Here is a 24107-nt window from a genome sequence, read left to right as displayed (position 1 = left end):
GTCCGCCGGGGCGATGCCTCATCTCAGCGCAGGGGGTCTTACGCCACACTTACAGTTCAGGGCTTCTTCATGGAGCCGGGAGGGCACGCTCCCGCCGCGCCGGGGGTCCACGAAAAAGCCGCCCAGGCGGGCAGCCGGGCGGCAGACTTCCGGGGGGCAGCGGCTCAGCCGAGATCAGCCAGCAGCGCCTGGACCCGCGCCCTGAGGTCGCCGCGCTCCTGGGGCGCCCCAAGCTGGTGCAGGCCGCCGTGGTAGGCGTCGGGGTCCCCGAACAGGCGCGAGAGCGCCTCGAACTCGCGCTGGCTGCGCAGGGACGCGTCGTCGCGGAACAGAGTCACGTACTGGTCTTGAAAGGCCCACTCGCTCAGCTGACCGTCCAGGTACGCGCGCATCAGCTGGCGGTACGGCTCGACGTTGTCGTCGGTCGCCACCGTCCCCTCGGCGCTGCGCCGGGGCACCTGGGCCTCGAAGACCGGCGCGAGCGCCTCAGGCGTGATGTCCCAGTTGTTGACCTCGAACTGCGGCTGCCCGTCACGAAAGAGGATCAGCTGCGGGCTGTGGTGCTGGATGCCGGTGCGCTCGGCCACGTGGTTGCTCGCCGGGCGCCAGTCCACCACCCGGATAAAGCCCACCGGCAGGTCGTGGCGTTGCAAGAAGGTCTCCAGCACCCCGAAGCCCTGCATGGTCTTGTGGCAGGTTCCCGCCTTGAACACGGCGGCCAGCGGATAGGCTGTCAGAAAGCTGTCCACGTCCTCGGGGGTGGTCAGGGCCACCAGCACCTGCTGCGGCTCGGCCTGCTGGGGCGGCGTGGGCTGGGACGGCGTGGAGTGGGTCATGCCCCCAGCATACTCCCCGCTTTAGAAAACGAAGTGAGGCCCGCCACAAGCCTCCCGCCGGGAAAAGGAGGGTCGCCGGAGATCCCCCGGCCGCCCGGCACGTCCCGTTAGACTTCCGTAAGAGGGGAACCTTTACCTTCAGGTGTGCCTGCTCCCTCGGAATTCATCAGCCTGACCACCGGCGGCGTCTCCCTCAGCGGCTTCGTGAGCGCGGGTGACCTGCGGCGCATCGACTCCGGCCACGCCTGCGTCGTCGTGATTCACGAGGCCGAGGGCGACGGGTGGCCGCTGGGCCGCCTGGTCGGGAGCTTCAGCGGGGGCGAATTGACCCTCCACGCCCCGGTCTGGCGCGACCTGCCCCAGCCGGGCTGGGCAGGCCAGCCGGGGGCCTGAGCATCCCGGGACGGGCCTGGCCCGGCACGCCGGACGGCGCTGCGGAGTTTGGGTCCGTCTGACCCCCTCACTCGCAGGGGCGACCGGATTCGGGGGGAGCCGTCAGTCCAGCGTCCAGACCTGCGCTTTGAGGTGCGTGGCGCCGGGATAATCCGCGCCCGCGCCCAGCCGCGCCGTGGGGCGCCCCCGCCGCCCGGCCTTCACCAGCCCGGCCGCGACCATCCGTTCCAGGGCCGCGCCCGTCAGCCCCGCGTGGTTGGTCACCGCGAGCAGCTGGCCGCCGGGGACCGTCACGCCCGCCGCCAGGGCCGACAGCCGGGCGTAATCCTGCTCCGCGCGCCACACGCCCCCCCGTCCCCGCGCGAAGCTGGGCGGATCGAGGACCACCAGCTCGAAGCGGTCACCCCGCCGCGCCAGCCGCGCCAGCCACTCGAACACGTCGCCGTACAGAAAATCGTCGTCCGGCGCTGCCAGCCCGCTCAGCGCGTAGTTCTGCTGCCCCCAGGCCAGCACCTTGCGTGAGAGGTCCACGTTCTTCACGGTGCCCGCGCCCGCCAGCGCGGCGTTCAGGCCGAAGCCGCAGGTGTACGCGAAGGTGTTCAGCACCCGCCCGCCCGGCGGCGTGTGCTCCCGGACCCAGGCGCGCAGGGGCCGCGCGTCGCTGAACAGGCCGGTGCTGAGGTCGGCGCCGGGCCGCAGCAGGAAGGGCACGCCGCCCTCCAGCGCCACGACCTCGGGCCGCGCCTCGCCCCAGACGGGGTCCGGCGGCGAGAGCTGCTCCCGCGCCACGTTCGCCAGATGCCGCGCCTCTGGGGGTCGCCGCTTGAGGTACACGCCCGCCACCCCCGGCAGCGCCCCACACGCTGCCGCCAGCCGCGTCTCCTCCTCCCGTGACAGGTCGGCGTAGAGGCTGAGCACCGCCGCGTCCCCGGCCAGGTCGAGCGCGAACACGCCGCCCGTCTCGGTGGTGTGCGCGGCGCGGTACACGGTCGTGCCCTCGCCGGGCAGGTGCGCGCGGCGGGCCAGCAGGGCGGGGAGGTCGGGGAGCTTCACGGGAGAGAGTGTAGAGGGGCGGGCGGGGAGGGGGTTCGGAGCGGGAGCCAAAAGAAAGCGGGAGCCGAAGCTCTCGCCCGTGGCTCCCCTCCCCGCCTGCCCGCCACGGCCCTAGGGCCTGCCCCCCAGCAGCCACCACACCGCCGCCGTCGCCACCGCCGTGATCACCCAGAAGCGGGTGGTGACATGGGTCTCGGGCCAGCCGCTCAGCTCGAAGTGGTGCTGAATGGGACTCATGCGGAAGATGCGCTTGCCACGGGTGCGGAAAGACACGACCTGCAAGACCACGCTCAGCACGGCGGCTACCGGGATAATCGCGGCGAGCGGCAGCAGCCACACGTCGGCGTACAGCACGTAGGCGCCCGCCGCGACCGCCCCGATGGCGTGGCTGCCCATGTCGCCCATGAAGACCCGCGCCGGGTGCGCGTTGAACCACAAGAAGCCCAGCAGCGCGGCCACCAGCAACGCCGAGACGGGCGAAACCGCCAGCAGCGGCAGCAGCACGATGATCGCCACGCCCGCCAGCAGGCCGTCCAGCCCGTCGGTGAAGTTAAAGGCGTTCACCGCCCCCACCATCACCAGCGTGAGCAGGATGGTGTCGGGCACCCGGCCCAGGCCCGGCAGCAGCTCGTGGCTCGCCAGCGGCGCGGCGAAGTACGCGAAGGCCAGCCCGACCAGGAATTGCAGCGGGAACTTCTCGCGGGCCAGCAACTCCTTTTTGCCCCGGCCCAGCATCCGCGAGCGAATCTTGAACAGGTCGTCCAGCCCGCCGATCACGCCCATCGCCAGCGCCGCGAGCATGATCAGCAACTCGCGCTCGCCCCCGGCGCGGCCCGTCAGGTACAGCGGAAAAAACACCAGCGCCAGCGCCAGCACAAAGGCCACGCCGCCCGCCGTGGGGGTGCCCTCCTTTTTCAGGTGGGTCTGCGGGCCGTCTTGCCGGATCGGTTGCCCCCACCCCCGCGCCTTGCTCGCCCGGATAAAGAGGCCCACCAGAAACCACGACAGCAGCGCGCACAGGACCATCATGCGGAACCCCAGCAGGCATGATTCCCAAAGGTGATCCGGACCAGTAGAAGAAGCGGCATCTCAAGCGCGGAGCCTAGCATGGAGGTCCCGGCAGGCGGCGCGCGGCCCCCGGCGGGCGGAAAGGCCGGGTGGGGTGAAGGCCGCAGAGAAGAGGGACCGGGGCGGGTGACGTGCCCCCCGGTCCCTCTTCTCTGCGCGCGCTTACTTCAAGCGGGCGATCACGGCGTCGGTAAATTCCTTTGTGCCGGCGGTGCCGCCCAGGTCGCGGGTGCGCGGGCCTTCGGCCAGCACCGTGTTCACCGCGTCGTCGATGCGGCGGGCGGTGTCGTGGGCGCCCAGGTGGTCGAGCATCAGCACGGCGGCCAGGATGGTCGCGGTGGGGTTGGAGATCCCCTGTCCGGCGATGTCGGGCGCCGAGCCGTGGACGCTCTCGAAGATGCCGAACTTGTCCCCGATGTTGCCGCTGGCGGCGATCCCCAGCCCACCCACCAGCCCGGCGGCGAGGTCGGAGAGGATGTCGCCGAACATGTTCGTCATCACCATCACGTCGAACTGCCCCGGGTTGCGGACCAGCTGCATCGCCGCGTTGTCCACGATCATGGTGCCCGTGTTCAGGCCCTCTTGGCCCTGGGTCTGCGCCAGCACGGTGTCCATAAACAGGCCCTGGGTCACGGGCAGCACGTTGGCCTTGTGGACCACCGTGAGTTTCCCCCGCCGCTTGAGGGCGAGGTCCACCGCAAAGCGGCCGATGCGCTCGCTGGCGTCTTTGGTGATCACCGTGTCGGCAATCGCGGTGTCGCCGTAGCGGCGCTCCTGCTCGACGTAGAGGCCCTGGGTGTTCTCGCGCACGATCACTAGGTCCACGTTCTCGTAGGCGCCGGGGACCGGTCGGGTGCGGGTGGGGCGCACGTTGGCGTACAGGTTGTACTTCTTGCGGAGGTGACGGATCGCGCCGAAAAAGCCGTCGGGCTTCTCGCCGCTGGGGCTGGTCGCGGCGCCGAAGAGGGTCGCGTCGGTGCTCTCGACGGCCCCGTAGGTCTGGGGGGGCACGGAGGTGCCGTGGTCGAGGAAATACTCGTACCCGGCCTCGGCGGTCACGTATTCGGCGTCCAGGCCAGCGGCTTCCAGCACGCGGCGGGCGGCGGGGATGACCTCGTGGCCGATGCCGTCTCCCTCGATCAAACAGATGCGGTACTTCGCCATAACCCACCCAGTGTAGACGTTCGCTGGGAGGTCCGTCACATTCCCCGCGCTGCCAGCACGTCACCCGCGACGTGACGCGCCAGCAGCGGCCCCAGCAAGAAGCCCTTGCTGCCCAGCCCCGAGAGCCGCCAACTGCCGTCCGGTTGGCGCCCCGCCACCAGCCCGGAGAGGCGCCGACCGCTCCAGCGCCCCGTGACCCGCACGCCGCTCAGGTCGGTCAGCGCCTCGCCCTTGCCCAGCAGCCAGCCCAGCGACGGCAGCGGCAGCGTGGGCGTCTGCTCGCCTTGCCCGGGCCAGCCGGACGTGGGCGCCTCGAAGGTCGCGCCCAGCACGCCCCCGGCCGCCGCCGGGGCCAGGTAGGCGCCGAAGCTCAGCGGCTGGAGGCTGGGGGAGCGGTCCAGCGTGAGCAGGGTCCCGGCCCGCTGCACGCCCGCCTCTCCCGCCCAGCCCGCGCCGACCGCACCGCCGCACCACACCACGGCGTCCCCGCCCAGCCTCTCGCCGTTCTCCAGCGTGACCGTGTGGGCGTCCCAGGTTCTCGCTCGCTCCCGCACGACCCCGGCCCCCGAGACTGCCAGCAGCCCCGCTGTGAAGGCCGCGCCGTCCAGCCAGCCGCCCTCCGGGAGCAGCAGCGCGTGCGTCCAGCCGGGAGCGAGCGCGGCGGGCCGGTCCCCGGCGGGCAGCCAGCGGTGCGGCAAACCCGGGGGAAGGTTGCGGGCGAACTTCTGCTGCGTCCGGTCGTCGGGGACCGGCCTCACGACCCCGGTCCGTCCGTGCGGCACGCCCACCCCGGCTTCTGCCAGCGCGTCCACCAGCGCCCAGGTCAGCCGCAGGCCCTCCCGGGCGCGGGGGTCCACCTGCCCGGACTGCCCCCGCACCGGGTTGACCAGCGCCGAGGGGACGTGGCTGGCGGCGTGCCTTCCGGCATCGATCACCGTGACCCGCGCTCCGGCCCGCGCCGCGAAGTACGCGACCGAGGCGCCCGCGACCCCGCCGCCGACCACCAGCAGATGGGAACCGGGGGTCACGCGGGCCGCACCGCCCGCAGGCACTCGCGTTTGCCGGGGGGACCGGGGCGCCGCTCCACCGTCAGCCCCGCCCCGGCCAGCGTGCGGCGGACGTGTCCGGCGGCGCTGTAGGTGGTCAGGACTCCGCCCGGCGCGAGCGATCCGGCCAGCCGCCCGACGAGGTCTGGCGTCCAGACTTCCGGGTTGCGGGCAGGCGAAAAGCCGTCGAGATACACGGCGGTCGCCCACCCGGACGGCAGCCCCGCCTCCCGCACGTCCCCGAACACCACGCTCAGGGCCACGCCGGGAAGCCGCACCGTCAGCGGCGAAGCCCGGCCCCACCCCGCCAGCGCGGCGGCCCAGGCGGGGTGGTCGGCGCCCGCACTTCCCTCGGCCACCGCGCGCAGCAGCCCGGTGGGCGCCGGATCGAACTCGTAGGCGAGGTACGTCAGCGCCGCCCCCCGGCGGGCGCACTGCTCCAGCGTGGCCCGGAAGTTCGCTCCCAGGCCAAAGCCCACCTCCAGCACGCGCGGAGCCGGGTGGGTGTGGGTGCCGCTGCCCTCCACGAAGACGTGCCGGGCCTGCGCCGCCGCCCCGTGCCGCGAGCCGTAGGCCTCGCCGTAGCGCAGGCTCAGGGCGGTGCGTGAGCCGTCGGGGGTCAGGATCAGGTCACCTGCCAGGAAGCTGGGGCCGTTCGTCATGCGGCGGCCAGCATACGGGGACTGCGAAAGCCGGAGGGCGAACTTCACTCACCTTCCGGCTTCCCAGCTTCTTTTTGCGGGCGGCTTCAGCGCTGCGGGTCGTTGCTGGAGTCCGTCCGCAGGCGGTCGCGCACCAGGCCCAGCGGGTCTTCCACGTCGAGTTCCTCGCGGCGCAGGGTCAGGCGCTCAGTCTGGACGTAGCTGCGCGCCTGCTTGGCGATGGTCACGTCGCTGAGGGGGTAGATCTGCTTGTCGATCACTGCCCGCTCCTCGTACAGCGGGACCTCGTAGGTGCGCCCGACCTCCAGCGGCTCGCCCCTCAGGGTCACGCGGCCCCCGGTGCCTTCCTGGACGGTGATTTCCAGATATTCACTGTGCAGGGTGATAGGCACGACCTCCTCGCGCTCGCGCACCACCCGGCGCACCGTGACGGCGCCCAGCTGTTCGGAAATCACCTCGACGGTGGCGCGCTCCTCGTGCAGCCGCAGCCGCTCGACGATCTCACGGGTCTCGGAGGTGGGGAGGTCGTCTCCCTCCCGGCCGGAGATCCGGGTGCTGGGGGTCTGCGGCTCGGAGGTCGGGGTGGTGTCCAGGGCCTGAGGCCTGTCCGTGTTGCGCTCGTCCATGGTCGCTCCTGTGGTGCTGGAATCAGCTCTGCGCGGGGGCGTCCCCGTCCAGAGATCACAAAAAGGCGGGGTTGCCCCCGCCCATGCCTGAGGCGTTTGCGCCGAGAACTCAGCGGTTGTTGCGGTTGCGGTCGGTGTCGGTCATGGTCTGACCGTCGGTGAGCTGCACCTCGCCGGTCTTGTTCACGTCCAGCACCTCGCGGCCCACCGTCTCGGTGACCGTCTGGGTCTCGGTGACGGTGCGCTTGCCAATCTCGACTTCCTCGGTCACGTAAGCCTGCTTGCTCACGTTGGCGCGCTCGGCCTCCAGATCGACCCGCATGGTCTCGCTGGCGGCGCCCAGCACGGCGCCCTCCACCGGGCGGGCGTCGGTCACGGCGTGGCGCTCGATGATGACTTCCTCGCGCTGAAGCGGCACGTTCACCGTCTCCTGGCGGGTCTCGACATGCTTGCCGATCTCGACGGCCCCGGCGCTGAAGCGCTCCTTGTTGACCATCAGGCGCTCTTCGAGCAGCTGGAGGCGGTCAGGGGTGCGGTAGGCGCGCTCGCGGTAGGTGCTCTCGGTCTCGGTGGTGTTGGCGCCGCGCAGGACGCGCTCGTCGGCCATCATGGCCTCGTTGGAGTAGGTCTGGTCGTAGCGGTACTCGCTCATGTTCTTGACCTGATCTTTGGTCAGGTTGTCGAAGTACACGCCGCTGTCGTCAAAGCGGGCCTCGCCCACCGGCACGACGACCTCCTTGGAGGAGAACCAGCCGCCCACGTCCAGAATCAGCATGCGGATGCGGCCGGTGGAGGGATCCACCAGCGCGTCGCGGACGGTGCCGATCTTGTCGCCGCCGGCGCCGTAGGCGGTGTTGCCGCTGGGGTTGTAGACGCCCTCGCCGGACATATCCAGCTGGTTGTCGCGGTTCAGGTCAGACAGGCGCATCAGGTTCATCTGGGTCATGTGGAGCCTCCGTGAGAGAAGAAAAGGTGTGCAGGGCGCTTCCGCCCGTACCGTTGCAGTCTCGGTTCCGCGCGCTACATTTGGCTGAGCCGGACCTAAAGCCCACGCTGGCCAGACCTTGAGCTGGCGGTCATGTTCGTGCGGCGCGGGTGTATGCTCGCCGCAGCGTTTCAGGGTCTCAAGGGTCCAGGGTCTGCGCGGTGGCTGTTCGTCCGCCCTGCTGGTGTCCGGTGACGCGCCCAGAGAAGGGGTCCGGACGTGTGCGACAAAGGTCTGGTGGTAGACGGTGACCGGAAAAGCCGTGGAGAGAGCCGTTCGGATCGTGAGTGTGGCCGGGCACAGCGGGGCCGGCAAGACCACCCTCTCGGAAGCCCTGCTGGTCGCCGCCGGGGCGCTGACGCGGGCCGGGCGGGTGGAGGACGGCACCACCCAGAGTGACCACACCGACGCCGAAAAGGCGCACGGGTTTTCGATCTCGACCGGGGTGCTGCGGCTCACGCACCGGGACACCGACCTGACCCTGCTGGACACGCCGGGCTACGCGGACTTCGTGCGCGAGATTCGCGGCGGCATCCGCGCGGCGGACTCGGCCTTGATCGTGGTGAGCGCCGTGAGCGGTGTGGAGGTCGGCACCGAGCGGGTCTGGGCAACAGCCGACCGCTTCGCCATGCCCCGGGTGGTCGTGATGTCCAAGATGGACCGCGACCGCGCCCACTTCCACGCGGTACTGGCCGACCTGCGCGTCAGCCTGAAGGGGCCGGTGGCGGCGGCCTTCTTGCCGCTGGGCGAGGGACCGGACTTCCAGGGCGTGGTGGACGTACTGGGCGCGTCGCCGGACGAGGTGCCCGGCGACCTGCGCCCCGCGCTGCGCGAGGCCAGGGGCGCGCTGACCGACGCCATCGTGGAGACCGACGACGCCCTGATGAACCGTTACCTGGAAGGCGAGGAGATCGGCACCGAGGAACTGCGCGCCGCCTTCTTGCGGGCAGTCCACGCCGGGACCCTCTACCCGGTCGTGCCGGTCAGCGGGGAGACGGGCGTGGGCGTGCCCGAGCTGCTGAACCTGATGGTGGACGGGCTGCGCAGTGCCCAGGAGCGCGGCGTGCTGACCGGCCTGGACGGCCAGACGCGCGAGCCGGTGCCGGACGCCCCCGCCAGCGCGCGGGTGTGGCGGGTCAGCGTGGACCCCTTCGTGGGCAAGCTGGCGTACATCCGCGTCTGGAGCGGCACCGTCCGCCCCGGCGATACCCTGCGCAACACCACGCGCGGGGTGGACGTGAAGCCTGCCCACCTCTACGTCGTGAGCGGCAAGGAGCTGACCGAGGTGCCCGAGCTGCGCGCCGGGATGATCGGCGTGCTGACCAAGCTGCCCGACCTGCACACCGGAGACACCCTGGCCGACCCGGCGAACCCCATCGAGTATGACCCGCTGGTGCTGCCAGACCCCGCGCACACGGTGGCCCTCTTTCCGAAAACTCGCCAGGACGAGGACCGCCTGGGCACCGCCATGGCCCGCCTGCTGGAGGAAGACCCCACCCTGCGCTTTGCCCGCGAGCCGCAGACGGGCGAGCTGCTGCTGGCGGGCATGGGCGACATGCACACGGCCATCGCGGTGGAAAAGCTCGCGGGGCTGGGCGTGAACGTGGAGACCCGCACCCCGCAGATTCCCTACCGCGAGACCATCCGCGCGTCCTCGCAGGCGCAGGGCAAGCACAAGAAGCAGTCGGGCGGGCACGGACAATACGGTGACTGCCACCTGCGCCTCGACCCCGGCACGGGCACGGCCTTCCGCTCGGAGGTGGTGGGCGGCGCGATTCCCGGCAAGTACCTGCCCAGCATCGAAAAGGGCGTGGCCGACGCGATGGGCAAGGGGCCGCTGGCGGGCTACCCCATGCAGGACGTGCATGTGGCCGTAACCCACGGGTCCTACCACGACGTGGATTCCAGCGACCTCGCTTTCCGCACCGCCGGAGCATTGGCCTTCCGCAACGCGGTGGAGGGGGCCCGGCCGACCCTGCTCGAACCCGTGATGCAACTCAGGGTCCGTGCCCCCGCCCAGTTCACCGGCGACCTGATCGGGGACCTCCAGACCCGCCGCGCCCGGGTGCAGGGGATGGAACCCGAAGGCACCGTGATCACCGTCACCGCCGTCGTGCCGCAGTCGGAACTCCAGACCTACAGCGCCGACCTGCGCAGCCTGACCGGCGACCGGGGAGCTTTCAGCGTGAAGCCCCTGGGCTACCAGGACCTGCCCGAGCACCTGGCGAAGAAAGTGATCGAAGCGCGGCGGTCGGCGGCAGCGGCGGGATAGGCGCGGCGGCGGGGGAGCGCGGGACAGCAGAGCAGCGTGCCTTTGGCCGCGCACCGCCGCCTGCACGCGGCGTACCATTCTCCCCATGACTGCCACCCTGCCCGACCCTACCCGGCCGCGCGTCCTGGCCGACCTGCGCTCCGACACCGTGACCACGCCCACCCCCGAGATGCGGGAAGCGATGGCGCAGGCCCCGGTGGGCGACGACGTGTACGGCGAGGACCCGACCGTCAATGCCCTCCAGGCCGAGGCTGCGCGCCTGACCGGCTTCGAGGCGGGGCTGTTCATGCCGTCGGGCACCATGACCAATCAGGTCGCCATCGCCCTGCACACCCGCCGGGGCGAGGAGGTGATCTGCGCCGAGGGGTCGCACATCTACGAGTGGGAACTGGGGATGATGGCGGCCTTTTCGGGCGTGGTGCCGCGCTTCGTGCCCGCGCCGCTGGGCGTGCCCGACCCGGAGGCGGTGCGCCTCGCCGTGCGCCGCAGTGTCCACCAGTCCCCGACCGGGATGATCAGCCTGGAAGACACCCACAACAAGGCGGGCGGCACGGTGATCCCGCTGGACGTGCTCGCCGCCATTCGGGACGTGGCCAACGAGGAGGGCCTGCCGCTGCACCTCGACGGGGCGCGGGTCTTCAACGCCGCCGCCGCGCAGGGCGTGCCCGTTTCCGAGATCACCCGGCACTTTGGCACCGTGAGCATCTGCCTGAGCAAAGGCCTGGGTGCGCCCGTGGGCAGCGTCTTGCTGGGCAGCGCGGCCGCGATGAAGCAGGCCCACCGCTACCGCAAGATGCTGGGCGGCGGGATGCGTCAGGCCGGGGTCCTCGCTGCCGCTGGCCTGCTCGCCCTGCGAGACGGTCCTGCCCGCCTGCAAGGGGATCACCGCCGCACCCGCAGGCTGGCCGAAGCGCTGCTGGAGGCCGGGTACAGCGTGAACCTAGCCGCCGTGCAGACCAACATCCTTTACGTGACCCTGCCCGACGCGGCGGCGCAGGTGTCCCGCTGGGCCGAAGCGGGCGTGCTGGCGAGCGCCCTGGGGCCGGACTCGGTGCGCTTCGTGCTGCACCACCAGGTTGGTGACGAGGCGCTGGAGGAAGCGATCCGGGTGCTGACGGCCTGAAGGGTCTTTCCCAGCCTCCTCGGCCTTCCCGCTTTTCCCGTCGTGCGGGATGACGGGGCGGGGAGGAAGGCGGGGCGTGGTGTCTCTGCTCCCCCGGGGAAGCGCTGCGTGTCTGCCCAGTGGGGAGCCTCCGGTCGGCCCGTCTCCGCCTTTGGAGGGGTGCGCTTTCCCCGGGGCGGCGCGGTAGGCTGCCCCCCATGACGGCTCCGGACGTGCCCGCTTCCCTTCCCACCCCGGACGCGCCCCCGGCGCCGGGCATCCGCGCGCTCGACGGCAACCGCGCCGCGCTGACCCTCTTGATCGCGCAGAACGTGATCTCGGCGCTGTTGATCGCGCGGGGCGTGCCGCTGGGCACGGCGCTGCTGCTCTCGTTCGTGGGCAATGCCGTGCTGGCCGTCACGGTCTTTCGGCGGCCGATGGCGGCGCTGCTGCGCGACTCGCGCTGGCGCACCCCGCCCTCCTGGGGGCTGGCGCTGGCGGCCTTCGTGCTGGCGTTTCTGGCGTCGCGGGCCTTTGCGCTGGTGTTCGTGACCCTTTCGCCGGGAAGTGCCGACGCCATTCCGCAGTTCGTGAGCCGGGGTGCGGATCTGTGGGCGCTGCTGCTGGCGGCGGGGCTGCTGGTGCCCTTTGCCGAGGAGGTCGCCTTCCGGGGCCTGATGCTGCGCGGGCACGAGCGCGCGGCGGGCTTTGCGGTCGCGGCGCTGACAAGCAGCGTGGCCTTTGCCGTCGCGCACGGGGTTCCGGCGAGCGTGGCGGGCATCCTGCCGCTGGCCTACGCGCTGGCCCGGCTGACCCAGCACAGCGGCAGCCTCTGGAACGCCGTGATCGTCCACGCGCTGAACAACACCCTGGCCGTGGGGCTGGGTGCCTTTCTGGCCGGGCGCGACCTGGGCGACACCCGCCAGGCGACCGAGATGCTGGGCAATCCGGCGCTGGCCGTGCCGCTGGCGCTGGGAGCCGGACTGTTCGGCGCGGCGGTGATGGTCGTGCTGCACCTGTGGTTGACCCCCAGGCCCGACCCGCAGGCGCGCGCCGCCCCCGGTCCCTGGCTGAGCGGCGCCTTCGTGGGCATCGTGCTGTTCGGGGTCGTGGCCGCCGCCCTGACCCTGCCCGCCGTGCAGCAGGCCGTCACCGACCTGCGCGGGGCGCTGCGCTAGGCCGGGGCGCCATGCTGGAGCACCTGCGCGCCCTGGCCCGGCGCCTGAAGACGGAACTGCACGCCCTGAGCCTCGCCGCCCGCGACCCGCGCACGCCCTGGCCCGCCCGGCTGCTGGCCCTGGGGGTGCTGGCCTACGCCCTGAGTCCCATCGACCTGATTCCCGACTTTATTCCGGTGCTGGGACAGCTCGACGACCTGCTGCTCCTTCCCGCCGGGCTGTGGCTGGCCCTGCGGCTGATCCCCCGCGACGTGCTGTCGGACGCCCGCGCGCAGGCTGCCGCCCACCCCGCCCGGCTGGCCCGCTCCGGCTGGGGGCTGGCGCTGATGCTGGGACTGTATGTGCTGGGACTGGGGCTGCTGTGGGCCTGGTGGGCCAGGGGCTAGAGTGCCCCCGATGTCCCGTTCCCGCCGTCCCATGCCCGCACCGACGCCTCCCCCGGCCGCGCCCCTGCCCGCTGAGCTGCTGGGCGGCCCCGCCCCCTTTTTCGAGCGGCTGCGGGCGGTGGCTCCGCTGCCCTGGCGCTACGTCGGCCCCCCCCTTCTGGCAGCGCTGCTCGCCGGGGTGGTCTACGCGCTGCTGCTGCGGCCCGTGGTGGGGGCGACGGCCGAGGGGGCCGGGGCTTTCGCGGCGCACGCGATCAACGTTTTCGGCACCCTGTTTCTGACGGTGCTGCTGGCCGGGTCGATGGCCGGGCTGGGCTGGCTGGGGGCCGGACGCGAGGGGCGTGCCCCGGAGGTCTACGGCGCGACCTTCGCCGTGCTCCCGCCGCTGTATCTGGCGCTGGCTGCGCTGCTGCTGGTGTGGCCGCAGCCTGAATGGCCCGCTTTCCTGCTGGCTTCCGATGCCCTGGAGCGCCAACAGGGAACCCTCCAGGCCGTGATGCGCTGGCCGCTCGCCCGCGTCGCCGTCCTGCTGCTGCTCCTGGCCCCCCTGGCCCAGTTTGCCCTCGCCTACCGGGGCTTCCTGATCCTGACCGGGGACCGCCGCCGGGCGCTGCTGGGCACGCTGTTGCCGCTGCTGCCCGCGCTGGGGCTGACGGCGCTGGGCCTCGCGCCGCTGCTGGGCGCGCTGTTCTGAGTGGGGGAGGGCATGAGGGGCCGGAGCTGTGAAGTCCGGCCCCTCTCCCTGGGACGGCTACCCGAAAATGCTCTCGGCCGGGTCCCACAGCCGCCACAGCTCGTACACGCCGATCAACAGGTGCAGCACCAGCTTGGCGGCGATGCCGGTCAGCAGCCCCAGCAGGGTGCCCCACGCGGCGCGGCCTGCATCAAGCAAGGGCTTGCGCACGACGAACAGTTCCGCAATCAGCGCTCCGGCCAGCGGCCCCACGATCAGCCCGAACGGGATGAAGATGCCCACCAGCCCGCCGATCAAGGCCCCCCAGCCGGCCTGCTTGCTGCCCCCGTAGCGCCGCGCCCCCCACGCCGAGGCGAAGTTGTCGATCATGGAGATCAGGAACGTGATGACCGCGAAGGTGAGCAGGAACGGCAGATCGGGCCAGGGTTGAAAGCCGTCGATCAGCGTGGCGGCGACCGACCCGGCGAAGATGATGACCGTGGCAGGCATGGCGGGCACGAAGGTGCCGACCATGCCGACGATCCAGAAGACCAGGAACACGAGGAAGGCGAGGCTCATACGCTGAGGGGATACGCGGGGCGGGGGGGGGGAGTTCCCCCCGGCGGGTAAGCTGTCCCCATGACCACAACCCAGCCGCCCACCGACGAGCGCCGTATCTCTTACCTGCCCGTCCCCGACGCGTCCGGAGTACCCGAGGGCGTGAGCAAGCTGTGGGCCAAGGCCGAGGCCAACATGGGCTTCGTGCCCAACGTGTTCCGTGCCCAAGCGGTCAACGGCGAGCAGTTCCAGGCGTGGTGGAACTACTTCAACCTGCTGCTGAACAAGGAGGGGTACCTCTCCAACGCCGAGCGCGAACTCGTGGCCGTGGTCGTCAGCGGCGTCAACCGTTGCCTGTACTGCGCCGTGTCGCACGGGGCGGCCCTGCGCCACTTTGACGGCGACCCGCAGAAAGCCGACGCGGTGGCGGTGAACTGGCGCCACGCCACCCTCACCGAGCGCGAGCGCGTGCTGTGCGAGTACGCCGAGAAACTGACCCTGCGCCCCGCCGAGGTCACCGAAGCCGACCTCCAGCCCCTGCGCGGAGTGGGCCTGGATGACCACCAGATCATGGAACTCGTGCAGGTGATCGCCATGTTCAACATGACCAACCGCGTGAGCAGCGCCCTCGGGTTCCAGCCCAACGCCGAGTACTACGCGCAGAGCCGCTGAGGAGGTCCATCATGACGAAGAACGAGAACGACCGCACGCCCCAACCGCACGACGAGGACCACGAGCAGCTCTCCGAGTCGGCTCAGGACATGCCGCAGCCCTCCCCGGAGGACGAGGCCAGCGGCGACGGCAAGCATGGCCGCCCCACCGACGACTCCGATCCCGGCCACAGCTAGGAAGCCAAAAGAGGAGGAGCGGGGGCATGGGCCTCCGCTCCTCTTTTCCTATTGACGGTCAGTAGCTGTAGAAGCCCCGCCCGCTCTTGCGCCCCAGCAGCCCGGCCTGCACCATCTTGCGCAGCAGCGGCGAGGGCCGGTACTTGTCGTCCCCCAGCCCCTGATGCAGCACCTCCATGATGGCGAGGCAGGTGTCCAGCCCGATAAAGTCCGCCAGCGTCAGCGGCCCCATCGGGTGGTTCATCCCCAGCTTCATGATCTGGTCAATGGCTTCGGGCTCGGCCACGCCCTCCATCACGCACTGGATGGCCTCGTTCAGCATGGGCATCAGAATGCGGTTGGACACGAAGCCGGGGAAGTCGTTGCACTCCACGGGCGTCTTGCCCATCGCCCGCGCCGCTTCGGTCACCTTCTGCGCCGTCTCGTCGCTGGTGGAATAGCCGCGAATGACCTCGACGAGCTGCATCAGCGGCACCGGGTTCATGAAGTGCATCCCGATAAACCGCTCTGGCCGCCCGCTCGCCGTGGCGAGGCTGGTGATCGGGATGGAACTGGTGTTGCTCGCCAGGATGCCGTCGGGCTTGACGATCTCGCCCAGTTGCCGGAAAAGCTGCGCCTTGATCGCCTCGTTCTCCACGATGGCTTCGACCACGATGTCGCAGTCGGCGAAGTCACTCAGTTCGGTGGTGAACTTGATCCGCCCCAGCACTTCTTCGGGCGTGCCCGTCAGCCGCCCCTTCTCGTGCAGCTTGGCGAGGCTCTTTTCAATGACGGCCCGGCCCCGGTCCAGAAACTCCTGCTTCACGTCCTGCACGACGACGCTGAATCCACTCTGCGCGGCGACCTGCGCGATGCCGCCGCCCATCTGTCCTGCTCCGATGACTCCAAAGTTCATAGGTACTCCTTAGCAGTCTGGCGAGGTCCTAAGAAAGACTCCCGCGCAGGAAATCCTCGGTTTGCGCCGCATTGTCCGTGCCGATCAAGAGGTGGGACCCGTCGGCGAACAGGACTTCAGTAAACTCCCGGCCACCGATGCTGTAGAGCCAGCCGCGCGGCGTCAGCCTCAACCCCACAGTAAAGGGGGTGAAGGGAAGATCGGCTCTGGCAATGCCAACGATCTCGCGGGTGGGGTAATTTCGGCGCAACAGACCCGGCCCCAGCCAGACTGACAACCGTTCCGAACCTACGGCGACGGTCAGCCGACTCAGCAGGCCCAGGGGGAGCGCCAAGACTCCCAGGACGCTCAGCGCCGTCACGGTGTCTTGTGAATTCGCACTGCCGGAAAAGTACAAAGCTCCCAGAACGAGAATGCACAGCCCCAGGTAAAACCACCCCAGCCCGTCATTCCTGAAGGTGAGCCTGTTCATCCCTATTCCACCAGCGGCACGCCGTCCAGCATCACCGCTCGCCCCCGCTTGACGGGCGTGAACGGCGTGTAGGTGTACTCCGAGCACCTCTCCAGCACGAAGGGGTCGTCCCGGAAGACCTGCTCAAGCTGCTCCTGGCTCTCGGCCTGCGCGAGCAGCACGCCGCCCGTGCCGTCCACCTTGCGGCCGGAGGTCAGGAAGAGGCCCGAGCGGTAGTGCTGGTCCAGCCACTCCCGGTGCCGGGGCGTGACGGCGGCGAGGTCGTCTCCGCTCTTGAGGTAACGGCTCTGAATCACCCACAGGGTCGGCGTGCTGCCTGGCGTCATGAGGCTCAGCTTACGAGAGCCGCTTGACGGACAGCGCGAGGCCGTTGCCGCCGCCCATGCACAGGGTCGCCACGCCGGTTTCCTTATCCTGCTGCCTCAGCGCGTGCAGCAGCGTGACGAGGATGCGGGCACCCGAAGCGCCGATGGGATGCCCCAGCGCGACCGCCCCGCCGTTCACATTCACCCGCTCGGGGTCCAGCCCCAATTCGCGCTGCACGGCGAGACTCTGGACGCTGAAGGCCTCGTTCAGCTCCCACAGGTCCACGTCGCCCACGCTCAGGCCGCTCTTTTCCAGCAGCTTCTTCGTGGCGGGCACAGGCGTCATCATCACCCACTCGGGAGCGAGGCCGCCCGTCGCATAGGAGGTGATCTCGGCCATCGGCGTGAGCCCGTGCGCCTGCGCCGCTTCCTCGGACATGATCAGCAGGCTCGATGCCCCGTCGTTCAGGCCGGGCGCGTTGCCCGCCGTGACGGTGCCGTCCTTCTTGAAGGCGGGCTTGAGGCGCCCCAGCGTCTCCGGGCTGGTGTCGGCACGCGGCCCCTCGTCGGTATCCACGATCACGTCGCCCTTGCGCCCCTTGACAGTCACGGGGGCAATCTCGTCGCGGAAACGCCCGCCCTCGGTCGCGGCGATGGCCTTCTGGTGGCTGCCCGTCGCGTAGGCGTCCTGCGCCTCTCGGCCGATCTCGTACTTCTCGGCCACGCGCTCACCCGTCAGGCCCATGCCCTCGTCGTTGATGGAGCACCACAGGCCGTCGTGCGTGTTCGCGTCGAGCACCTGCGCGTGCCCCAGGCGGTAGCCTTTGCGGGCGCCGGGCAGCAGGTGCGGCGCGTTGCTCATGGACTCCATGCCGCCCGCCAGCATGACCGTCTGGTCGCCCGCGCGGATCGCCTGCGCGGCCAGGATCACGGCCTTGAGACCCGACCCGCAGACCTTGTTGATGGTCAATGCACCGACCTCCGGCGAGAGGCCCGCCCTCAGGGCCGCCTGCCGCGCCGGGTTCTGCCCGCTGCCCGCCTGGACGACCTGGCCCATGATGACTTCCTCCACCAGCTCGGCGGGAATGCTGCTGCGGCGCAGCGTCTCGCGCAGAGTGATGGTGCCCAGCTCCACGGCGGTCACGTCCTGCAAGGCCCCCAGGAATTTACCCGTCGGCGTGCGCGACGCCGAGACGATCACAGCTTTGGTCATGGGGCGAGGATAGCGCGGGGCGGCTAACGGGCGTTAGGTTCGCGGCCCGCGTTCTGCACCTCCGAGGTGATCAGAGAGTCAACAAGTCCGGAGTCAGGTGAGCGGTCCGATTCACCCAGTGCAGAACACGTCGGTCCGATCCACTGGGATCGGGAATCAGCTCTATGTGGGCCGTGGCGGTGTTGTTCAGCCGGAACGTCAGCCCCTCGCCATGCAGCGCAGGGAGGCCCAGCAGCTCCGCAATCAGGTATTGCGCGAAATCGTGATGGGTGATCAGAGCGACCACATCGGCTTCATCGGCCACCCGGCGCAGGTGACGGCTCACGTTCGCTGCCCTCCCGGCAAAGCCCGTAGGGTCCCAGGGTTCGCCGCCGCCCTCCCAGGCCTGACCACGAATCTCGTCCGGCCATAACAGGTCCGGGCAGTCAATCTGGAGCGAGACGTGGTCACGGCCCATCACGGGTGCGAATCCTCCGTCCGGGCCGCTGTTTAGCCCGCCGCACTCGTAGGCTTCGGTGAGGCCGTGAACGCTGAGGCCGAGCGCCCGGGCGAGGGGCGCAGCCGTCTGCACGGCGCGGGTCGTGAGGCTCGTATGGAGATGCGTGATGCGCTGGCAGAAGGGGTCATCGGCCGCCCAACTCGCCAGCCGCAAGGCCTGCTGCCGCCCCAGCTCCGTCAGGGGTGGATCGGCCTGCCGCCTCGCCGCGTACTCCGGGTCTCCTGTCAGGTGATTGTTCAGGGACTGAGCGTGGCGAATCAGGAGAAGCTCCATCCGTGCAAGCTATACCAAGCCTCTTGCCCCCGCACGCTAGACTCTCCCCATGTTTGAGGCGCTCGGGAACAAGTTGCAGGACATCCTCGACCGGGTGGGCCGCGAGAGCAAGCTGACCGAGAAACAGGTCAAGGAGGCCATGCGCGAGATTCGCATGGCCCTGCTGGAAGCCGACGTGAACTTCACCGTCGCCAAGGATTTCGTGGCCCGCGTGACCGAGAAGGCGGTGGGCCAGGAGGTCCAGGGGTCGCTCACCGGCGGGCAGACGGTGGTCAAGCTCGTCCACGACGAACTGATTCAGACCCTGGGCGGCGAGACCCACCAGCCCACCCTGAAAAACGAGGGCAACGTCTGGTTCATGGTCGGCCTCCAGGGGGCGGGCAAGACCACCAGCACGGGCAAGCTGGCCGCCTTTTACAAGGGCAAGGGCCGCCGCGTGCTGCTCGTCGCCGCCGACACCCAGCGCCCCGCCGCCCGCGACCAGCTCGAAGTGCTGGCGAAGCAGGTCGGCGTGCCGGTCCTGAAGGTCGCCGACGGTGAGACGCCTCAGGAGACCAAGCGCCGTCTCGACGAGCACCTGAAAACCGATTTCCGCGACCTCGTGATCGTGGACACGGCGGGCCGCCTTCAGATCGACGAGGCGCTGATGGACCAACTCGCCAACCTCCAGACTGAACTCCAGCCTACCGAGACGCTGCTGGTGGTGGATGCGATGACCGGGCAGGAGGCGCTGAACGTCGCGCGCGTGTTCGACGAGCGGGTGCACCTTTCCGGCCTGATCATCACCAAGATGGACGGCGACGCGCGCGGCGGCGCGGCCCTCAGCGCCCGCAGCGTGACGGGCAAGCCGATTTACTTTGCGGGCACCAGCGAGAAACTGACGGGCCTGGACCCCTTCTACCCCGACCGGGTGGCGGGCCGCATCCTGGGCATGGGCGACGTGCTGGGGCTGATCGAGCGCGCCGAACAGGCCGACCTCAAGGCGATGGAGGTCAAAAAGCCCGGCGACTTCGATCTCGAGGACCTGCTGACCCAGCTGCGGCAGATTCGCAAGATGGGACCGCTGGGCGACCTGCTCAAGCTGATTCCCGGCATGAGCCGCGCGCTGCCCGAGGGCTTTAACGTGGACGAGAAGCAGATTCAGCGCATCGACGCGATGATCTCCTCCATGACGGCGGGGGAACGCCGCAACCCCAAGATCATCGACGGGCAGCGCCGCAAGCGCATTGCGGCGGGCAGCGGCCACACGGTGCAGGACATCAACCGACTGCTGAAAATGCACGAGCAGATGAAAGACATGATGAAGCTGCTCCAGCGCATGAGTGGCCCCGGCGGCAAGGGACCGGGCAAGGGCATGAAGCCGCCCCGCATGCCGCAGATGCCCCCGGGCCTGAAACGCTGAGCCGGGGCCGGGCGGCGCCGCGTTGACACCCCCCGCCCGGCTCCCTATACTCAGGCCCGCTGAGATACGCCCGTCTGTGGCGCAGCCGTGCGGGTCGTTAGCTCAATCGGTAGAGCAGCTGACTTTTAATCAGCGGGTTGTAGGTTCAAGTCCTACACGACCCACCACGCCAGAGCCTGTGCCGTGCGCGCAGGCTCTCGCCTTTGGTCCCCTGCGGGCCTGGCCGCCGGGCGTCTGCCCCCTTGTCCTACAGCTGCCCAGAAAAGGCACAACAAAAGAAGGAAGCCCTCAAGCTTCCTCCGGTGGTTCAGCGGCGCGGGTCTGTGCCCCGCTGCCCTCTGCTCGCGCGCCCGTCTTTGATCTCCGAGGTGGGCGCCTCCCTCCAGTGCGGTGCACCGCACGGCTTCATGAAGCCAGAAATGAAATCTTACAGGCAGGTGGGCAAAAAAGCAAGCCCCCTCAGCGGCCTTCCCGCGCGTCGGCCATCAGGTCGCCGGCGATGGCGAGGGCCGCCGGGCCGAGGGGACTGCGGGTGACGCCCAGCAGGGTGCCGAGCTTGTCGCGCCGGGGGCTGCTGAGGTAGCTCCAGCGGTCGAGGTCGGCGCGGTGGGTGCGGGCGGCCTCGTCACGCAGGTAGCGCACGGCGCCGTCGTAGTACCCGGCCTGAAAGGCCGCGCGGGCGCGTTTTTCCTGCTCGACCATGCCCAGGCCCCGGGTGGCGAGCAGCACCCGGCGGGCTTCCTCCTCGCCGCCGAACCCGTAGAGGTTTTCCAGGCGGTAGACGGCCTTGGGAAAACGCAGCCCGGCGGCGGCGCGCCAGGCGTGCGGCAACCGGATCTCGAACTCGGGCCAGCCGTGGGTGTGCGTCAGCAGGGCGGGGTAGAGCAGGTCGAGGGCCACCGCCCGCGCCTCGGCCAGCGCCAGCAGCTGCTCCTGCACGCCGTGGCCGGGGCCGGTGAGGGTGCGCCGCGCCGTGTCCAGCCGCCCCTGGGCCTGACCCAGCAGCTCCTCGCGGTGTCCGGCCAGGCGCTCCTCGTTGAGGGTCCAGAGGGTCCGCTGGATACGGCCGAAATGCCCGGTGGGATCGTAGACCACCCGGCTGGTCGCCAGCAGCGCGACCGGCGCCTCCTCGCGGGCCACGTCCCAGTCGCGCCACTGCTCCAGTTTCTCGTAGGGGTAGCGCTGCACGGTGACGCCCGCCCGCGTCTCGCTCTGCGGCGAGATCAGCCCGCGCTCGAAGACGACCAGTGTGGGTTGGCTGCCTGCCCAGCCGTCGTCGGTGCCGTAGCTGCCCGCCTGGGCGACCGCGCGCACCTTGCGGTCGGCCACCAGCCGGTCTTGTACTTTTTCGGGGTCCTGCAAGCCTGCCTCCGGCCCCCAGCATAGCGGCCCCCGCGCCGGGTCAGCCGCCGGAAGGCGCCGCGCCGGGGGAAAAGAGCGCCCCTTCTGTGGCGGCCCCCGGCCCGGGTCCCCCCAGCCCCAGCGCCTCCGCCACCAGCCGGTACGAGCGCCGCCGGGCTGCCGGGTCCGGCAACAGGGTGGTCAGCATCAGCTCGTCGGCCCCCGTCCGCCCCGCCAGCGCGAGCAGTTCCTCACGCACCCCCGCCGGGTCGCCCACGATCACCCGGGCGCGCGAGGCGGCCACCTGTGCCCGCTCGTGCGGGGTGTAGGGGTAGGCGCGGGCCTCGGCGACGCTGGGAAAGGGCGCCGTCTCGCCCCGGATCAGCCGCAGGAACATCAGGCCCAGCGGCGCGGCGAGGTCCTCGGCCTCCTCGGCCGTGGGCGCGCAGACCACGCTGGCCGCGACCAGGCTGCGTGGCTCCGGAAACGCCGCCGAGGGCCGGAACGCCGCCCGGTACGCCTGGACCGCCGCCGCCGCGTCCTCCAGCCGGGGGTTGATGTGCGCCGCAAAGGCCAGTCCCAGGCCCCGACCGGCAGCGACCCGCGCCCCGTAGCCGCTGCTGCTCAGCACCCACAGCGGCGGAAAAAGGGGTGGGCGGCCCGCCGTGTCGGCCGGAGCCGCCGTGACCCCCGCGAAGGGGTGGCCGGCCGGAAAAATGCCGTGGCCGAAGGCGAGCAGGTCGTCCAGTTGCGCCTCGAAGGGTGCCTCGTGCAGGCCCGCCGCGCCGCGCAGGGCCAGCGCCGTGCGGCCGTCGGTGCCGGGTGCGCGGCCCAGGCCGAGGTCCACCCGCCCGGGGGCCAGCGCCGAGAGCAGGCGGTAGCTTTCCGCGACCGCCAGCGGCGCGTGGTTGGGCAGCATCACGCCGCCCGCGCCCAGCCGCAGCCTGGAGGTGTGCTGCGACAGCGCCGCGAGCACCACGGCGGGCACGCTGGCGGCCAGCGCCCCCATGTTGTGGTGTTCGGCCACCCAGAAACGGGTGTAACCCAGGCGTTCGGTTTCCTGCGCCAGCGCCACCGTCTCGCGCAGGGCAGCGGGGGCGTCCGAACCCCGGGGCACCGGTACGAGGTCCAGCACGGAGAGGGGCAAGGGGGAAGGGGATGCCGTCATGCCCGCAGTGTGCGGCGAGGGAGCCGCAGGGAAGCCGCCCAGGCTCACGTTGGGGGCGCTCAGCTTTCGGCGGGGGCAGGGGAGGCGTCCGGTGCGCCGCCCAGGTCCAGCAGCAGCTTGGGCCGGAACTTGAGCACGTCGGCGGCGACGAGGTGGGCCGGAATACCGCCCAGGGACCGCAGGGCGCGCTCGGGGTGGGCGCCGTGCAGGTGACCGTAGACGATCAGGTCGGGCCGCGCCGCCTCGATCACGGCGGTGAGCGGGTTGGGCGGGTAGGGCGGGCTGGCGGGCGGGTAGTGCAGCATCACGATCAGCACGTCGCCGGGCTGGCGCAGCCTCGCGGCGGCCTGCACGCTGAGGCCCAGGCGCTCGGCCTCGCGCCTCAGCAGCCGCGCGTCGTCGTCGCCCAGCGCCTCGTGGCCCGGTGTGAGCCAGCCGCGCGAGCCGCACACGACCACGCGGCCGACCCGCACCGCGTCGTTGTGAACGGCCAACATGCCGGGAGGCAGGGCCGCGCGCAGCTTGCCCGCCCCTGGCCACCAGTAGTCGTGGTTGCCGCGCAGCAGCACCTTGGTTCCGGGCAGCGCCGCCACCGGGGCGAGGTCCACCAGCGCGTCGGGCAGCCGCATCGCCCACGAGAGGTCGCCGGGCAGCAGCACCAGGTCGTCTTCCCGGACTTCCTCCTGCCACTGCCGGAAGATCGCCTCCGGGTGCCCGGCCCAGTTCGGCCCGAAGACCGTCATGGGTTTGGGGGTCACGGTGGCGAGGTGCAGATCGGCGATGGCAAAGACGCGCATGGGGGGCAGGCTCTCAGGAGACGGAAGAGGGAAGCGGCAGCGGCGGGCACAGCACAAGCAAGAAGCCTCCCGCCCGTGAGAGGGGGAGGCTTCCAGCGTGGTCGGGGCGAGAGGATTCGAACCTCCGACCCCGTCGTCCCGAACGACGTGCGCTACCAGGCTGCGCTACGCCCCGCCGACCACGGCCCCAGACAAGCAGGCAAGGCTGAGTCAGCAGCCCGCTTTGGTGCGCCCGGCAGTTTACGCGGCGCCCCGGGGGGTGTCAAGCACGTGGCCCGCTCACCCTGGGCTGCTGAAATCGTCCGTGTCCGGCTCGGTCAGGTCCTCTGGCTCGCCGCCAGCCTGACCCTGGGAGACGGCCTCGATGGCGGGCCAGATCGCTGATCCCCCAAACCCGCGCCTCGCCAGAAAAGCGTAGGCACTGGCCCGCGGATCACGCTTGCGGGCGAAGGCGGTCCAGCGGCGCTCCAGCAGGGCCAGGGCGTCGGCCTGCTCCTGCTCGGGGTCGCGGGCGGCGAGCGTCTCCTCGATCAGGTCCTCTTCCATGCCCCGGCGCCGGAGGGTCTGGCGCACCCGGAAGCCGCCCACGCCCCGGCGGGTGCCCTCGGCGCGGGCAACCTGATCGTCGTTCTGGTAGCCCAGCTCCTGCACCCGGGCCAGCACCTCGGCGGCCAGCGCGGGGTCGTCCGTGCGGCGGGCGAGGCGGGCGCGCAACTCGGCTTCCGTGAGCGCGCGGCCCGACAGCGCCCGGAAGGCGTAGGCGAGCAGGTCGTCGCGGGCCTTCTGGCGCTGCTCGGCCTGACGCGGGTCGGGTGTGGGCGCGGGGGGCGTGTCGGGAGGGTCCGTCACGCCGTCCAGTATGGCGCTTGCGCCTGCCCCAGCACACCCGCTA

The 24107-nt window shown here is 70.8% G+C and carries 27 protein-coding genes and 2 tRNA genes; 10 read left to right on the top strand and 19 right to left on the bottom strand.

All coding sequences use genetic code 11. The features are described 5' to 3' along the window. Positions 1 to 164: 164 nt before the first annotated feature. Entirely contained in the window at positions 165 to 836 is a 672-nt protein-coding gene (gene abxC / locus HNQ09_RS04450) for a monothiol bacilliredoxin AbxC (protein WP_184025978.1), read from the bottom strand. A gap of 144 nt (positions 837 to 980) precedes the next feature. Between abxC and HNQ09_RS04445 the strand changes: the two genes are divergently transcribed. Next, on the top strand, positions 981 to 1229 hold the full coding sequence (locus HNQ09_RS04445) for a hypothetical protein (RefSeq protein WP_184025976.1): 249 nt from the start codon (positions 981 to 983) through the stop codon (positions 1227 to 1229). 102 nt (positions 1230 to 1331) lie between these two features. Here HNQ09_RS04445 and HNQ09_RS04440 read toward each other — a convergent pair whose 3' ends face one another. The 7 genes from HNQ09_RS04440 to HNQ09_RS04410 form a co-directional block, all read right to left on the bottom strand. Continuing rightward, positions 1332 to 2282, bottom strand: coding sequence for a class I SAM-dependent methyltransferase (locus tag HNQ09_RS04440; RefSeq protein ID WP_184025974.1), 951 nt, complete (start codon positions 2280 to 2282; stop codon positions 1332 to 1334). 111 nt (positions 2283 to 2393) lie between these two features. Then, on the bottom strand, positions 2394 to 3311 hold the full coding sequence (locus tag HNQ09_RS04435) for a phospho-N-acetylmuramoyl-pentapeptide-transferase (RefSeq protein WP_184025972.1): 918 nt from the start codon (positions 3309 to 3311) through the stop codon (positions 2394 to 2396). Positions 3312 to 3512: 201 nt separating this feature from the next. Continuing rightward, the gene (locus HNQ09_RS04430; protein WP_184025970.1) at positions 3513 to 4514 is read right to left on the bottom strand and encodes an isocitrate/isopropylmalate dehydrogenase family protein; all 1002 of its coding nucleotides are present in this window, start codon (positions 4512 to 4514) and stop codon (positions 3513 to 3515) included. A 35-nt stretch (positions 4515 to 4549) separates the two neighbouring features. Beyond that, on the bottom strand, positions 4550 to 5542 hold the full coding sequence (locus HNQ09_RS04425; protein ID WP_343057608.1) for an NAD(P)/FAD-dependent oxidoreductase: 993 nt from the start codon (positions 5540 to 5542) through the stop codon (positions 4550 to 4552). Further along, on the bottom strand, positions 5539 to 6222 hold the full coding sequence (gene mnmC2 / locus HNQ09_RS18765; RefSeq protein WP_184025966.1) for a tRNA (5-methylaminomethyl-2-thiouridine)(34)-methyltransferase MnmC2: 684 nt from the start codon (positions 6220 to 6222) through the stop codon (positions 5539 to 5541). The genes HNQ09_RS04425 and mnmC2 overlap by 4 nt, the downstream gene beginning before the upstream one ends. Before the next feature lie 86 nt (positions 6223 to 6308). Further along, positions 6309 to 6848 carry a DUF2382 domain-containing protein gene (locus HNQ09_RS04415; RefSeq protein ID WP_184025963.1) on the bottom strand — a complete coding sequence of 180 codons (540 nt, stop codon included), beginning with the start codon at positions 6846 to 6848 and terminating at the stop codon, positions 6309 to 6311. Between the two features lie 109 nt (positions 6849 to 6957). Beyond that, positions 6958 to 7794 (bottom strand): PRC and DUF2382 domain-containing protein, encoded by an 837-nt coding sequence (locus HNQ09_RS04410; protein WP_184025961.1) that lies wholly within the window; start codon positions 7792 to 7794, stop codon positions 6958 to 6960. A gap of 301 nt (positions 7795 to 8095) precedes the next feature. Between HNQ09_RS04410 and HNQ09_RS04405 the strand changes: the two genes are divergently transcribed. The 5 genes from HNQ09_RS04405 (at position 8096) to HNQ09_RS04385 (ending at position 13465) form a co-directional block, all read left to right on the top strand. Then, on the top strand, positions 8096 to 10105 hold the full coding sequence (locus HNQ09_RS04405) for an elongation factor G (protein ID WP_343057607.1): 2010 nt from the start codon (positions 8096 to 8098) through the stop codon (positions 10103 to 10105). Positions 10106 to 10190: 85 nt separating this feature from the next. Beyond that, complete coding sequence (locus tag HNQ09_RS04400; RefSeq protein ID WP_184025959.1) at positions 10191 to 11228, top strand: threonine aldolase family protein; 1038 nt, start codon at positions 10191 to 10193, stop codon at positions 11226 to 11228. A gap of 197 nt (positions 11229 to 11425) precedes the next feature. Next, the gene (locus HNQ09_RS04395) at positions 11426 to 12385 is read left to right on the top strand and encodes a CPBP family intramembrane glutamic endopeptidase (protein WP_184025957.1); all 960 of its coding nucleotides are present in this window, start codon (positions 11426 to 11428) and stop codon (positions 12383 to 12385) included. A gap of 11 nt (positions 12386 to 12396) precedes the next feature. After that, positions 12397 to 12771 carry a YkvA family protein gene (locus tag HNQ09_RS04390; RefSeq protein WP_184025955.1) on the top strand — a complete coding sequence of 125 codons (375 nt, stop codon included), beginning with the start codon at positions 12397 to 12399 and terminating at the stop codon, positions 12769 to 12771. A gap of 10 nt (positions 12772 to 12781) precedes the next feature. Then, positions 12782 to 13465, top strand: a complete 684-nt coding sequence (locus tag HNQ09_RS04385; protein ID WP_184025952.1) for a hypothetical protein — start codon at positions 12782 to 12784, stop codon at positions 13463 to 13465. 57 nt (positions 13466 to 13522) lie between these two features. Here the strand turns inward: HNQ09_RS04385 and HNQ09_RS04380 are convergent, their stop codons facing one another. Next, the gene (locus HNQ09_RS04380) at positions 13523 to 14023 is read right to left on the bottom strand and encodes a DUF456 domain-containing protein (protein WP_184025949.1); all 501 of its coding nucleotides are present in this window, start codon (positions 14021 to 14023) and stop codon (positions 13523 to 13525) included. Between the two features lie 60 nt (positions 14024 to 14083). Here HNQ09_RS04380 and HNQ09_RS04375 point away from each other — a divergent pair, with 60 nt between their 5' ends. Both HNQ09_RS04375 and HNQ09_RS04370 read left to right on the top strand, forming a co-directional pair. Next, positions 14084 to 14674 carry a peroxidase-related enzyme gene (locus HNQ09_RS04375; RefSeq protein ID WP_184025946.1) on the top strand — a complete coding sequence of 197 codons (591 nt, stop codon included), beginning with the start codon at positions 14084 to 14086 and terminating at the stop codon, positions 14672 to 14674. 11 nt (positions 14675 to 14685) lie between these two features. After that, positions 14686 to 14850: a hypothetical protein gene (locus tag HNQ09_RS04370; protein WP_184025943.1), complete on the top strand. Its 165-nt coding sequence runs from the start codon at positions 14686 to 14688 to the stop codon at positions 14848 to 14850. A gap of 58 nt (positions 14851 to 14908) precedes the next feature. Here HNQ09_RS04370 and HNQ09_RS04365 read toward each other — a convergent pair whose 3' ends face one another. The 5 genes from HNQ09_RS04365 to HNQ09_RS04345 form a co-directional block, all read right to left on the bottom strand. Further along, on the bottom strand, positions 14909 to 15745 hold the full coding sequence (locus HNQ09_RS04365) for a 3-hydroxyacyl-CoA dehydrogenase family protein (protein ID WP_184025940.1): 837 nt from the start codon (positions 15743 to 15745) through the stop codon (positions 14909 to 14911). A gap of 28 nt (positions 15746 to 15773) precedes the next feature. After that, positions 15774 to 16217: a hypothetical protein gene (locus tag HNQ09_RS04360; RefSeq protein WP_184025937.1), complete on the bottom strand. Its 444-nt coding sequence runs from the start codon at positions 16215 to 16217 to the stop codon at positions 15774 to 15776. 2 nt (positions 16218 to 16219) lie between these two features. Further along, positions 16220 to 16543, bottom strand: coding sequence for a YciI family protein (locus HNQ09_RS04355; protein WP_184025934.1), 324 nt, complete (start codon positions 16541 to 16543; stop codon positions 16220 to 16222). A gap of 10 nt (positions 16544 to 16553) precedes the next feature. Next, entirely contained in the window at positions 16554 to 17735 is a 1182-nt protein-coding gene (locus tag HNQ09_RS04350) for a thiolase family protein (protein WP_184025931.1), read from the bottom strand. Positions 17736 to 17805: 70 nt separating this feature from the next. Beyond that, positions 17806 to 18507 (bottom strand): histidine phosphatase family protein, encoded by a 702-nt coding sequence (locus HNQ09_RS04345; protein WP_184025928.1) that lies wholly within the window; start codon positions 18505 to 18507, stop codon positions 17806 to 17808. 49 nt (positions 18508 to 18556) lie between these two features. On the opposite strand from HNQ09_RS04345, the gene ffh reads away from it, so the two are divergent. Next, positions 18557 to 19909 carry a signal recognition particle protein gene (gene ffh, locus HNQ09_RS04340; RefSeq protein WP_184025924.1) on the top strand — a complete coding sequence of 451 codons (1353 nt, stop codon included), beginning with the start codon at positions 18557 to 18559 and terminating at the stop codon, positions 19907 to 19909. 91 nt (positions 19910 to 20000) lie between these two features. Continuing rightward, a tRNA-Lys gene (locus HNQ09_RS04335) sits at positions 20001 to 20076 on the top strand. Positions 20077 to 20368: 292 nt separating this feature from the next. Here HNQ09_RS04335 and HNQ09_RS04330 read toward each other — a convergent pair. From HNQ09_RS04330 to HNQ09_RS04310, 5 genes are all read right to left on the bottom strand, one after another. After that, the gene (locus tag HNQ09_RS04330) at positions 20369 to 21271 is read right to left on the bottom strand and encodes a hypothetical protein (RefSeq protein ID WP_184025921.1); all 903 of its coding nucleotides are present in this window, start codon (positions 21269 to 21271) and stop codon (positions 20369 to 20371) included. Positions 21272 to 21311: 40 nt separating this feature from the next. Then, on the bottom strand, positions 21312 to 22418 hold the full coding sequence (locus tag HNQ09_RS04325) for an LLM class flavin-dependent oxidoreductase (protein ID WP_184025918.1): 1107 nt from the start codon (positions 22416 to 22418) through the stop codon (positions 21312 to 21314). Positions 22419 to 22477: 59 nt separating this feature from the next. Continuing rightward, complete coding sequence (locus HNQ09_RS04320; protein ID WP_184025915.1) at positions 22478 to 23215, bottom strand: metallophosphoesterase; 738 nt, start codon at positions 23213 to 23215, stop codon at positions 22478 to 22480. A 98-nt stretch (positions 23216 to 23313) separates the two neighbouring features. After that, positions 23314 to 23390: transfer RNA gene (locus HNQ09_RS04315), tRNA-Pro, on the bottom strand. 104 nt (positions 23391 to 23494) lie between these two features. Then, positions 23495 to 24064, bottom strand: a complete 570-nt coding sequence (locus HNQ09_RS04310; RefSeq protein ID WP_343057606.1) for a regulatory protein RecX — start codon at positions 24062 to 24064, stop codon at positions 23495 to 23497. Positions 24065 to 24107 lie beyond the last annotated feature (43 nt).

The organism is Deinococcus budaensis (assembly GCF_014201885.1).
Classification (GTDB): Bacteria; Deinococcota; Deinococci; order Deinococcales; family Deinococcaceae; genus Deinococcus; species Deinococcus budaensis.
Note: the sequence above shows the minus strand (reverse complement) of the source record. Positions and strands in the feature narration are given on the sequence as shown.